Below are 12,456 nucleotides of genomic sequence, written 5' to 3' on the forward strand. Positions count from 1 at the left end.
TCAATATTTTTTTCTACTCAACTAAATATCAATACGATGCAGTACAAAACAATCTTTGCATCAGTTACCCCCAACACCATGCCGATAGAATTCAGGATACTACAGGATAGTGATACATGAATTTACTTGTATTTTTCATTAAGAAAAAATTAACACCTAAGGTTTTCAGTACAACAAACCGATAATTTAGTTCTACAGTATCATGATCAGAAATTTACTATTACTTATTCTATTAGTTACAGGAATAAGTACTCAGGCACAAGTAGGAATTAATACACTAACACCAGCTGCCAGTCTTGACGTTGTGGGTGACCCAACAGATCTCACGCTGGCTGACGGCATCATCCCACCTCGAATAAGTAGAGCCGATCTGGTCGCAAAAAACGCAGCTTATACCATGGATCAAGCTGGTACGATTGTTTTTGTGGATGATATTACAGGTACCGCAGATGTAGCTACCGGCCTTATCAATACAGTCGGATATTATTTCTTTGATGGAAGTCTATGGCAAACCCTGACCATCGATGCTGAAAAAAGTAAATGGAGCAATAATACCACCGATAATCGGGTCGAGCTGACCAATACTTCAGCCGGAGTCGCCAGAACGGCAGCCAATGCCATAGTTGTAGAAGATGCAGGAAATATGGGGATTGGTATTGAAGATCCCACCCAGCGATTGAGTGTCGGCGGAAATATCAATAGCAGTGGTAATTTAGAATTGAACCAACTAGGAACTGGAGATCGAGCCAGCCTGATTGATTTCCATTCGGCTGGTTTGCCTGCCACGGTAGATCGCCATGCGCGAATTATCAGAGGTGCTGGTACCGATGGGAATCTTGAAATGAGTAATAATGGAAATGGTGATTTTATCCTGAACAATACTGGAACTGGTAATCTTCAATTTGACACGGGCAATGTGGTAGGTGTTTCATTACTGGTTGATGGTAGCGACGGATTTGTAGGTATCAATACTGTTGACCCGACCCAGGAGTTGGATGTCAATGGGAATGGTCTATTTCAGAATAACATTTTTGTCTCTGGAGTTCCATCTGCCGGAGAGAATGGGTTGCGGATTCATAAAGATGGTGACCAGAGTGTTTACTTTGATATGAATTCTAATGCTGCGAGTGTTACTCCGGGCAACTCAGCCTTCTATTTTCGGGCAGATAATACCGATGGTACCAGCAGACTAATGAATGTCCTGTATAACGGTACCATTCAAAATGAAGGTGGACTGTCCACTGGTGGTAATATGGAGTTAGGACAAAGGGCCACTGGAGATCGTCCCATCTTTATTGACTTTCATTCTTCTGATACTGGAAATACCGACTTTAAATCGCGACTACTGCGCAATCCAGGCGAGAACAGTAATTTTGCCATCCTCAATAGAGGTTCAGGTAATATCAATATCGATGTATTAGGAGTAGCACGTAATTCAATCAGCATAAATGGTTCCAATGGATTTGTTGCTATCAATAAGACCACTGCCCCGACGGCAGAATTAGATGTAGATGGGAATGGGATCTTTGTTGGAACGGTCACTGCCGCGGGTACTTTGTTGACCTCAGACCGTAGGTTAAAAAAGAATGTGGTAGAGATTGATGATATGTTGGAAAAGGTCATGGAATTACGACCTGTATTTTACGAGAAAAAACGATCAATCGAAGAAGATTCCTATGACCGTCAGGAATACGGATTTATCGCTCAAGAACTACAAAAAATCTTACCCGAGATCGTAACCACGACCACCAGAGAAGATCAGCTGCTGGGCGTGGATTATAATTCGTTGATTCCTATCCTTACCCGAGCAGTGCAGCAACAGCAGGCCCAACTAGAAGCAAAAAATGCTGAGACAGAGGCGTTAAAAGAAGAATTGAAAAGTCTCAAAAACGAAATTGAGAATATCAAAAAGTTGCTGAAAACCAATTGATCTAAACAATATTGTTTACAATTCCCAATAAGGGCTGCCAGTTTCAACCATGCTTAAGTTGGGTTGAATTCTTGTCAGCCTTTTTCCTTATCTATAAACCTCACAACTCCACCAACTCGGGTACCAAGCTGCTCATGATGCTATTCGCATAGGTTGAAATTTCCTCTTGATCACACCAACGGAATTGTAGCTGCCGATTCACATGAGTTACCCATCAATTTCGGATTCATCAGACTTTCACACTACCCATGGCGACCAAAGCTGACGATCTTTGGTGATCTCCAACTTACCCAGCTATCTGAGTGGTCGATCATTGATAAAATTGACCATGATGGACCTTCAGCCTGAGCTTTCCGATGATAGATTCCTCATTCTCTAACCTTAGATGTACCGCAAATGGGCAACTTGCGCAAAGAAAGAATCGATCTCAACTTTGAGGTAAAGAAATACGGTAATCTTTTCGCTCTAGCGAAAATGCCACATCAGCACAAGATAAAGTGCGATAATTAATGTACGCTCGCCACATGGGCAGGCATTACACTTTTATTTTACTACCACTTTGCGTTGTAGGTACTTGCTAAAGATCAAGAACAATATCCCACTCAAGATCCATGCTGGTAAAGTGACAAAAGACAAGAACACTTCAAATTGGATCGAAATAAAGTAAAACAATCCAAAACTAATCGCCCAGGCCAACAATACGGCCACATTGATCTTCAAACCAGCTACCGAAGCAAAGTTTTTGATAATCCCGAATCGTTCGGCCAAAAAATGTTCAAAGACGATGACTGCTCCTACTGGTGCAAGAATAAATCCATATAAGGCCACAAAACCTAGTAATTTCATAGCAAAGGCTGGAAATAGACCCGCTATGGTGGCCACCGTACCCGCAATGATGGTCACCCAAAAGGTAGAGGCTTTAGGGATGATGGCTTGAAAGGCCAGTCCAGCGCGATAGATAGTGGGATTTGCCGTAGTCCAACCAGCCAGCACAACGGCGATAATACCGAATAAACCGATGGCATTATTGGCCAATGGTCCTGGAGCTACCGGTGGCGCCTCTCCATTGCTGAGAAAGGTCATGGCTTCCGGAGTTTTTAAATATACTGCGTACAACAAAGCCGCAGCGATCCAAGCCATATAATGACCTACGTACATTCCAGCTGCGGTTGTCCAGCCCGAACTTGCTTTTTTGGCGAATCTAAAGACGGATAAGTCAGACATTCCGATATGCATGGCCCCGTTAGCAAACCACGACCAGATCACTACGTGCCAAAAAGTAAATTTTATCTGACCAGGAAAGGGCTCAGAACCTTCACCCCAAATATCCCAAAACTCTGAAAGGCTGGTCACATTTAATTGATTCAAGGCCACCACACCACAAGCCACAAAAGCCAGAACGATCACTGGAGACATCCAGTTGGCCGCTTTGGAAACCGTTTCATAACCTTTGGAAGCGATCAAGGAGATCACAGCCCCGATAGCAATGACGATGATCACCCAGGTAGGTCCGTTGGGCATGGTATCCGATAGTTTAGGCATTTCCATGTCAAATGGGATTCCAACTGCGGTAGCAGAGACCGTGATCATGGATCCAGCGAGAAAGCAAAATAGGATACCGTTGGCCAGGTTATAGGCCGTAACTAATTTTTTACCACATATCTTTTCCAGCTGAAAGTATAGTGTAAGTCGATTTTTAACCGCAATCTCGGCCGTCAAGAACCTCCAGCTCAACACCGCCAGAAGGTTACCAATCAGAAGTCCGACGATCAGGTCAAACGCACTGACGCCAGCCGTAAGAAACAAAGGGCCGATCATGAACTCAGTTCCAGCAGCATGCTCGCCCGCATACATGCCCAAGAAGCTTTTCCAACCTTTCCATTTTGAAGGTGGCACTGGTTCTCTTTCAAATTCGCCTCCAGCGATCTGTTCAATTTCTTCTTCTATATTGTATTGCGTCATAGCTCAGTTGATTGATTAGGCTAAAATTATCGAATTAAATGATCAGGAAAATCCTGCACGCGTTCGCAACAAAGTTGTTCCATAACTTGTTGCAATTCGTTTTTAAGTAAAGCGATCGTATGGTCACCACCTTCCTTACCTAAGGCAGAAACACCGTACATAAAAGAGCGCCCCAAGAAGGTAAAGCTGGCTCCAGAAGCAAGTGATCTGGCGATGTCAGGCCCAGACCGCAGACCACTATCCATCATTACTTCGATTTGGTCGCCATATTTATCTGCAATAGAAGTAAGTGGTTTAATGGAAGATTGACCGGCATCTAATTGACGGCCTCCGTGGTTGGAAACGATAATACCATCCAAGCCCAATTGTATAGCTTGTTCTGTATCTTCATGGGAAGCCACACCTTTAAGCACTAATTTACCTTTCCACATATCCCTGATCGGCTTAATTTTCTCAGCATTGAGCCTACCAGTAAAGGTATCGTCCATAAATTTACCGAGTTGGCTCAAGTCCAAACCTTTGGGCATATATTTTTCAAGATTCGCAAAGCTGGGAATCCCGTGTTTTAAGGTTTCAATTCCCCAATGAGGCCGACCGAATACCTGGAGGATGTTCTTCAAATTCATTTTGGGCGGCATGGCCAGACCATTTCTGATGTCACGTGGTCTGAACCCAAAAGTAGGAACGTCGCACAAGATCACTAGAACCGGGCACTCAGCCGCGGCTGCTCTGTTGATGATGTCATCCCTTAATCGGTCTTCTGTAGGATGATATAGTTGGAACCAGGCCTTTCCATCTGTAAGTTCTGCTGCTCGTTCTATACTGGTTGTGGTCACCGTACTCAACACAAATGGGATGTTGTGTTGATGGGCTGCTTTGGCAAGAATTTCTGCCGCATTAGGCCACATCAGACCTTGCAAACCTACTGGAGCGATACCAAATGGGGCATCATATTCCACCCCAAATAGATGGGTCTTCAGCGATGATCCACCGTGAGCGCGCAAGTAATTGGGCTGGAGTTGCACCTCTCGCAATTCTGCTGTATTTCTATGTAAGTTAACATCGTCGTTGCAGCCACCATCTAAATATTCAAAAGCAAATTTTGGAATTTTATCTTTTGCCTTCTTTCTTAAATCGGTAACTGAGGGATATTTGGGATTTATTTTCAGAGACATAGAGGTTTATTTGATGATGACCGGAACATGCTTTTTAAGCGAATAATTCTTCTTCAAAAATTTTGAGTTTAATTTGGAGTCAGAAATGGCAATAGCAGCTCCTAAGGCTGAACCCAGCGACGCCTTGGTGGTGCGTAGTTTCATATCTCTTAAATAATGAGATAAGAGCTTTACAAATAGATCATTATCCGTAAAACCACCGTCCACGTACAATCGAGTGATATCTTGATCTTTTCTCAATTTTTCAATATGCTTCACCTGTAACTTGACCAATTCAATCATTAATTGATGATAGCCATACTCAAAGTTCTTAAAGTCCAAATCAGTCGAGGCCGGCATTGTTTCGGCTGCGATAGATTTCCATTTGAATTTGTGTTCAAAATTTTGGATGATGTTGTAATAGATCTCATGATCAAACATCACCTGCTTATGATAATCTTTGGCGACATTAAATTTATTGGCAAGCTCTTGGATCTGGAGTTTGTACTCATTGCCCAAAAATAATCTTGATGATTTGACAGGTTTACCGTTGATCCGCATATAATTGATACATCCTTCGCTCGCCTCATCATCTGATAATGGTTGCTGCGAAAAAGGGTTGAGCGATACAGACCAGGTACCAGTAGACACCAGGACAAACGGCTTTTTGACGCTTCTTACGTAAGGCAACAACGCTGAAGAACTATCGTGAATACCCACACCTATTTTGATTCTGGTACCATTATAGTTCATGTTGATACTGGTTTCTGTAGAAACAATGGGTGGAAGTATGCGATGCATCTCTTCTTGATATACCCAATTCTGATAATCCTTGGTCTCATAATTCCATAAAGACGTATGACAACCTATACTGGTATATTCACTAAGTGGTATCCCGGTAAACACGTAACTCAAGTATTGAGGAAGGTGAAGTGAGTACTTAATTTTATTAAATACCTCTGGTTTTCGGTATTTAAGCCAATAGAGCTGTAATCCCGAGTTCAACAAACCAGCTCTGGGAGCACCCGAAGTTCGCTCTAGCTCAGATACAGGCCCGTATTTTTTATAAAACTCTTCTTCGATGGCAGGATCAATTTCCTTGGTGTAATTATAGAGCGGTGTCAGAATTTCACCATCCTCGTCCAAATGAACAAAGCTGGCACCGTAAGTGGAGAAATTGATCGCCTTGATCAAATACTTTTCATTTTTCAACAGGCGATGAAACAAATCTTTCAACCATTTTTGTAGCGCCTGTAAGTCTTCAGTAGGATGTCCATCTTCATCTTTGATGGGATCAAAAGAGGAATATTCTCGATAGACTTCTTGATACTCACTATCAAAAAGAAAAAATTTCTTATTGGTCTTACCTATATCAAATACAGCGGTTACTTTTTGCTTCATGAATTGATTTTTACAGTCCAGTAGCTGTGGTATGTTTGCCTCGCTCCTTGATCAAGGTAGACCTCACTGCGAGCGAACGATAGCTTTCAATCGGATGAATAGCTCCACCAGTTTTTAATCTTGCGGCAGCGAGTAAAGGCCGGACATCTGTTCTGTAAGCTTGCTGCAATATTTCCTGACACTTGACCACATCGTGATCCATCTGTGCGGCTTTAAGTTCCTGTTGATCTACTAAAAGTGCCTTGGCGTAAGCCTCTTGAATGGCTTCCAGCGATTGTATAAGATCTTCCAGCGGATCTTTGATATTGTGACTGGCATCAATCATCCAAGCCAGTTCCGGGTTTTGCGGGTTATGAGCCATTCCGTACACCAACTCGTTAAAAATGAGGAATAAGGCGTATGGTTTAATACTGCCAACGGTTAAATCGTCATCACCATATTTGCTGTCGTTAAAGTGAAAACCTCCCAATTTACCTTTGAACATCAAGGTTGACACAATTTGCTCAATATTGGAATTAGGTAAATGGTGTCCTAAATCTACTAGTGAAAAAGCCTTTTCACCGCATTCGTTGGCCAGCATAAATGACGTCCCCCAATCTTGAATCACTGTAGAATAAAAGTTGGGTTCGTATGGTTTGTATTCGATGAGCAATTTCCAATCATCTGGTAAAGATTTGTAAATCGTCTTCAAGCTATCTTGGGTATGCTTCAGCGCAGTTTGAAAGTTGTGCTGACCAGGAAAACTGGCACCATCAGCCAACCAGACCGTGAGACTTTTGGAACCCAACTTGTTTCCGATGTTGATTACATCGATATTGTGCTGGATGGCCTGCTCTCTGACTGCTTGAGCGGTGTTGCTCAGGGAGCCATATTTATAACTTTGAGTGGCGCCCTCTTGATCCTGGAAAGTATTTGAATTGACTGCATCAAATTTAATATCCAGGGCAGCTGCCTTTTCTTTAATCGCATTGTAGTCAGAAGGAATATCCCATGGAATATGCAATGAAACGGCTCCGGCAGTTTGGGTCAGTGCATGCAATACACCCACATCATCAATTTTTTGTTCTAGACTCGAAGGTTCTCCATAAAAGGAAAAACGACCGAATCGTGTTCCGCCTGCCCCAAGAGCCCAGCTGGGCACTGCCACTTGAAACTCTGAGAGCCTATTGAGTATTTGATCGGTGTCATGACCTTTTGCGGTGAGCTGATCGGCTAAAAAATTATATTGTTTATCATGATCGGCCTGATACTGCTTGTTCTGGTCATGAATATGTTCTGACGTAATCTTCATAAAAGTAATATTGTAAGCTTTTTTAAAAGTAATTCATCGGCACCTGATAAATGGTCTGGTGCTGTTGTCGGCATAACACAGATGAAAGTTGACATGCAAACTTAAGCTTTCGCGAAAGCGAAACATGAACGCTCATCTGCGTTATTTCCAACAATATTGCTGCAAAAGCTGCACTGACAATGTTCTACCTGACAAATGCAGTTGCCATTCCACCATCTACATTGATGATATTCCCTGTAGATTTATCCAGGATACCTACCAATGAAAATACGCCATTGGCAATATCTTCTGGTCTGATGATTTCATTTAATAAGTTTCTTTTGGCATAAAAAGCTGGAAGTTCCTCGACGGTAATCCCATTGGCTTTGGCTCTACCTTCGGCCCAGGCACCTTCCCAAATTTTGCTACCTACGATAACTCCATCTGGATTGACCGTGTTTACCCTGATCTTATCCTTACCAAGTTCTGCTGCCAGCAATCTTACCATGTGCTGCTGAGCTGCTTTGGCGGTACCATAGGCAACGTTATTAGGCCCTGCTACCAGTCCGTTTTTACTGGCAATGGAAATAAAGTCTCCTCCCAGATCTTGTGTACGCATAATGGCCACGGCTTGTTGAGCCAACTCAAATTGACCTTTGACAAGAATATTCTGTAGAATGTTCCAGTCTTTGTCAGTGGTATCTTCCAGTGATTTTGAAATGGCCAAACCTGCACTATGTACTACAATATCTACACCTCCAAACTCAAGGCAAGCCTTTTTATAAGCTGAGGCTATGGAAGCACTATCAGTAATATCGCCTACAGCATAGGTAGAAACATCTCTTTTAAAGGTAGCCTGCGCCTCGATAAGGCTGTCCTCATTGATATCTGTTAGCACCACATTAGCACCTTCGGCAGCTAGTTTATCTGCGATCGCTTTTCCTATACCACCTCCTGCTCCGGTGATCAGGGCAACTTTTCTGGAAAGTGGTTTTTCTTTTGGCATTCTTTGAAGTTTCGCCTCTTCCAACAACCAGTATTCAATATCAAAAGCTTCCTGACGCGGTAAAGATGTATAAGCACTAATGGCCTCTGCACCGCGCATTACATTAATGGCATTAATGTAGAACTCATTGGCCACTCTAGTGGTTTGTTTGTTTTTTGCAAAACTGAACATACCTACCCCTGGGTAAATGATAATGACTGGATTAGCATCTCTGATCGCAGGGCTATCCTCTCTTTTACAATTATTGTAGTAATCAATGTATTCCTGACGATAAGCCTCAAAAGCCGGTTCTAGTTTTTTTCTGATCGCCTCCGTATCCGAAAGGTCTTCATTTTTATCCAATGACAGTACCAATGGTTGGATCTTGGTACGCAAGAAATGGTCAGGACAAGATGTACCCATAGGTGCCAGACGTTCTAAATCATGGCTGTTGATATATTGCATCACGACATCTGTATCAGAAAAATGTCCAATCATACGCTTTTCTGAAGAGCAAAGTCCTCTTAAAAGCGGCATGAGTTGGGCAGCCTTTTCTCGGCGTTCCTCTTTCGGAAGACTTTGAACTTTCTCGCCGCCGAAGACTTCTCCATTCTCTTTGATTTTTTTCTCGATGTATTCCGAAGCCATTTCTATGACTTCCAAGCTATTCATATACGACTCATACGAAGTATCACCCCAAGTAAAAAGTCCATGACTACCCAGGACTATACCTCTGATGCCTGGATTATCAGCAAGACACTTTTCAAGTTGTAGCCCCAAGTCAAAACCTGGTTTTTGCCAAGGTACCCAACCCATGGTATCACCCCAAATTTCTTTGGTTACTTGCTCGCTGTCTTTTGCTGCAGCCACAGCTATTAAGGCATCCGGATGCAGGTGATCAATATGTGCAAAAGGCAAAAGTCCGTGTAATGGCGTATCAATGGACGGAGCTTTACTATCCAAGTCATAAATACAATGATTAAACAGACCTACCATGCGATCTTCATCGTGTTTTCCTTGATAAACTTTCTTAAGGTCTCTTAATCTGCTTGTATACAAACCTGCTATTCCTGCTCTATCCAAAGTCCCGATATCCCCACCTGAGCCCTTCACCCACATCACCTCTACCTCTTCATTGGTCAATGGATCTTTTTCTATGGTTTTGCAGCTGGTATTTCCTCCTCCATAATTCGTAATTCTCAAATCTGCACCCAATATATTGGAACGGTACAGGAACAAAGCTACCTGGTCATCTCCAAGTGCATCAGCCTTTTCCTGATCCCATAAATAGTCTACGTACTTAAATGTTTTTTTAATAGTTTCCATACAAGAATTAAAAAGATTTATACGAATGTAAATGAAGAATTAAGCTTTGCTATCCTGTTCTATACCGTCATGGTTCATATTTTTCACAGAAATCGGTTCAAATTAATTATGGTTTATTAATAATGGCGGTCAATAAATAATAATTTGCTAGAATCGAGTTGAGGTATAGTTTGTTATTTTTACGTCGCATACTTTGAAAAAAAATAGCGCCTTTATGTTTGAATTTATAACTATAGATGAGAATTCCAGAATACCCAAATACCAACAGATCGTCAATTCTATCATTGAGAATATCTCGAATGGGAATTTGACAATTGATCAACGTATTCCATCTATCAATAAATTTAGTGAAGAGTTTTATCTCTCCAGAGATACGGTTGAAAAAGCTTACAACATTCTCAAGCAGCGCAACATTATCACCTCGATCAAGGGAAAAGGATTTTACGTGAGTCGTACAAAACTTATTTCCAAGGTCAACATACTTTTTCTGGTCAACAAATTAAGTTCCTATAAACTGCGCATCTATAATTCGTTTGTGAATAACATAGGCCACAATTGTCATACAGACCTCAGGATCTACCATTGTGATGAGTCGCTATTCTTGAACCTTATTGCCAAAAATAAATCGGCTTACGATTATTTTGTGATCATGCCGCATTTCAATATGAACAAGACCACTCATGTGAGCTATACTGATGCGGTCAAACAAGCACTACAGGAGATTCCCAAAGATAAACTTGTCATATTAGACAATCTCAAGGAAGGCATGATCAGAGGAAGTATCGAGATTTTTCAAGATTATGATAAAGATATTTATCACGCCCTCAATGAGGCGTTCCCAAAAATAGATCGCTATAAAAACCTCATCTTATTTTATCCGACCAAAACGGTGTACCCCTACCCAAAAAGAATCCTGCACGGGATACGCAGGTTTTGTTTTGAACATGATATTGATTTAGAAACACTAGAAGAAGTGCCGGAAGATATGATCATCAAAAAAGGCGATCTATTTCTCACCATTGAAGAATCCGATCTCGTGACTTTGGTGAAAAGAGCTCGTGAAGAAAAACTCAAATTAGGAAAGGATGTGGGCATTATCTCCTATAACGACACGCCGCTGAAGGAGCTTTTAGGCATCACTGTAGTGTCAACAGATTTTCAAATCATGGGAGAAAAAGCGGCCAAAATGATACTGGAAAAAGACAAAGGCCAGTTTAAGGTACCTTTCAACTTTATCGATCGTCATTCGCTGTAATAGCCTATTCTGAAATCATTTCAGGTGTGGCTACTGTTCTGAAACCTACGTGATCAGATCCCGAGTCTGCCGTGACGCCCATCTTTGCCGATATTCTAAAACTCGCGCAATAAGATTCATGGCATAGGAAGGAACCACCCTTAATGACATATTCTTGTTGATAGGGATTTGCAGGGTTGTAAGCTGTTGCGGCTCCTTTTGGGTTGACTTCGATCACACCTGACTCCAATTGCCGGTAGTATTCTACATTTAATAGATCACTGGTCATTTCCCACACATTACCAATCAAATCATAAATCCCCAAGTCATTGGGCGGATACGAGCCTACGGGTGCTATATAGGTATATCCATCTTCAGGTAGATTTTGAGTGGGGAATACACCCTGCCAGGTATTGGCACGTTGCGTAAGCAGTTCAGGATCATTCCCCCAGGTAAAAATCAAGTCTCTATCACCACCTTGTGCAGCTGCCTCCCACTCTGCCTCTGTAGGCAATCTTCTGTTGGCCCAACGACAATAGGCGTTAGCATCTTCATAGGCCACATGTACCACCGGATAGTCGTCTTTGCCTACTATATCAGATCCTGGACCCTCTGGATGTCTCCAGTCCGCACCAGTTTTCCACTGCCACCACTGCGCGTAATTCTGCATATTTACCACAGCATCTACATTTTTATTGAAGATCAAACTACCTGGCATTAACAAAGAATCATGCGGCTTTTGTACGTCTGGAGGTAATTGTTTTTTCATTTCCTCCCAGTCTACGGCCCTTTCAGCAATGGTCTTGTATCCAGTGGCCTCAACAAATTTTCGGAATTGAGCGTTGGTTACTTCAGTGGTATCTATAAAAAAACCATCAACCTGTACCTCATGGGCGGGAAGCTCTCTACCCATTGCATACTTATCATTTGGTTTGCCTCCTTGTAAAAATGTGGTTCTTTCTACCCAAACCATGCCTTCTGGAGCTTTCACTGTGGTCGTGGCATCTTCTTGTTCAACCGCAGTATGCTCATCTTTACAACCAGCCAACACCAAAAAAGTCAGAAATAATGTGATCAAAGAAAGTTTATCCTTGTGAGCCGATGGAATCATGTGTAGCAAGATATTTAAATAGTAGTATATACGTTGATTTAAGTTGCGCTTTCGCGAAAGCGCTTACCGAAAAATGCAAAATA

9 protein-coding genes are annotated in these 12,456 nt (G+C 42.1%); 3 read left to right on the top strand and 6 right to left on the bottom strand.

The features are described 5' to 3' along the window. Window positions 1–202 precede the first annotated feature (202 nt). Together EGM47_RS11750 and EGM47_RS11755 are read left to right on the top strand one after the other, a co-directional pair. A complete protein-coding gene (locus EGM47_RS11750; RefSeq protein WP_124981018.1) occupies window positions 203–1,930 on the top strand; it encodes a tail fiber domain-containing protein in 1,728 nt (575 codons plus the stop codon). A gap of 153 nt (window positions 1,931–2,083) precedes the next feature. Beyond that, complete coding sequence (locus EGM47_RS11755; RefSeq protein ID WP_124981019.1) at window positions 2,084–2,278, top strand: hypothetical protein; 195 nt, start codon at window positions 2,084–2,086, stop codon at window positions 2,276–2,278. Window positions 2,279–2,473: 195 nt separating this feature from the next. On the opposite strand, the gene EGM47_RS11760 is transcribed toward EGM47_RS11755, so the two are convergent. From EGM47_RS11760 to EGM47_RS11780, 5 genes are all read right to left on the bottom strand, one after another. Continuing rightward, complete coding sequence (locus EGM47_RS11760) at window positions 2,474–3,892, bottom strand: purine-cytosine permease family protein (RefSeq protein WP_124981020.1); 1,419 nt, start codon at window positions 3,890–3,892, stop codon at window positions 2,474–2,476. Between the two features lie 26 nt (window positions 3,893–3,918). Further along, window positions 3,919–5,067, bottom strand: coding sequence for an alpha-hydroxy acid oxidase (locus EGM47_RS11765; protein WP_124981021.1), 1,149 nt, complete (start codon window positions 5,065–5,067; stop codon window positions 3,919–3,921). Between the two features lie 6 nt (window positions 5,068–5,073). Beyond that, complete coding sequence (locus EGM47_RS11770) at window positions 5,074–6,447, bottom strand: FGGY-family carbohydrate kinase (RefSeq protein WP_124981022.1); 1,374 nt, start codon at window positions 6,445–6,447, stop codon at window positions 5,074–5,076. A 10-nt stretch (window positions 6,448–6,457) separates the two neighbouring features. Then, on the bottom strand, window positions 6,458–7,738 hold the full coding sequence (locus tag EGM47_RS11775; RefSeq protein ID WP_124981023.1) for a sugar isomerase: 1,281 nt from the start codon (window positions 7,736–7,738) through the stop codon (window positions 6,458–6,460). A 184-nt stretch (window positions 7,739–7,922) separates the two neighbouring features. Further along, complete coding sequence (locus EGM47_RS11780) at window positions 7,923–10,028, bottom strand: bifunctional aldolase/short-chain dehydrogenase (RefSeq protein ID WP_206052165.1); 2,106 nt, start codon at window positions 10,026–10,028, stop codon at window positions 7,923–7,925. Between the two features lie 214 nt (window positions 10,029–10,242). On the opposite strand from EGM47_RS11780, the gene EGM47_RS11785 reads away from it, so the two are divergent. After that, the gene (locus EGM47_RS11785) at window positions 10,243–11,283 is read left to right on the top strand and encodes a GntR family transcriptional regulator (protein WP_124981024.1); all 1,041 of its coding nucleotides are present in this window, start codon (window positions 10,243–10,245) and stop codon (window positions 11,281–11,283) included. 4 nt (window positions 11,284–11,287) lie between these two features. On the opposite strand, the gene EGM47_RS11790 is transcribed toward EGM47_RS11785, so the two are convergent. Beyond that, window positions 11,288–12,373 carry a formylglycine-generating enzyme family protein gene (locus tag EGM47_RS11790; protein ID WP_124981025.1) on the bottom strand — a complete coding sequence of 362 codons (1,086 nt, stop codon included), beginning with the start codon at window positions 12,371–12,373 and terminating at the stop codon, window positions 11,288–11,290. Window positions 12,374–12,456: the final 83 nt, after the last annotated feature.

This window comes from Nonlabens xiamenensis, assembly GCF_003865345.1.
In the GTDB taxonomy this organism is placed as follows: Bacteria; Bacteroidota; Bacteroidia; order Flavobacteriales; family Flavobacteriaceae; genus Nonlabens; species Nonlabens xiamenensis.

What these genes read in the sequence shown, in the direction of transcription:
- EGM47_RS11785 (WP_124981024.1), top strand. Translation starts at nt 10,243, where the DNA reads ATGTTTGAATTTATAACTATAGATGAGAATTCCAGAATACCCAAATAC.
- EGM47_RS11780 (WP_206052165.1), bottom strand. Translation starts at nt 10,028, where the DNA reads ATGGAAACTATTAAAAAAACATTTAAGTACGTAGACTATTTATGGGAT.
- EGM47_RS11775 (WP_124981023.1), bottom strand. Translation starts at nt 7,738, where the DNA reads ATGAAGATTACGTCAGAACATATTCATGACCAGAACAAGCAGTATCAG.
- EGM47_RS11750 (WP_124981018.1), top strand. Translation starts at nt 203, where the DNA reads ATGATCAGAAATTTACTATTACTTATTCTATTAGTTACAGGAATAAGT.
- EGM47_RS11770 (WP_124981022.1), bottom strand. Translation starts at nt 6,447, where the DNA reads ATGAAGCAAAAAGTAACCGCTGTATTTGATATAGGTAAGACCAATAAG.
- EGM47_RS11760 (WP_124981020.1), bottom strand. Translation starts at nt 3,892, where the DNA reads ATGACGCAATACAATATAGAAGAAGAAATTGAACAGATCGCTGGAGGC.
- EGM47_RS11790 (WP_124981025.1), bottom strand. Translation starts at nt 12,373, where the DNA reads ATGATTCCATCGGCTCACAAGGATAAACTTTCTTTGATCACATTATTT.
- EGM47_RS11765 (WP_124981021.1), bottom strand. Translation starts at nt 5,067, where the DNA reads ATGTCTCTGAAAATAAATCCCAAATATCCCTCAGTTACCGATTTAAGA.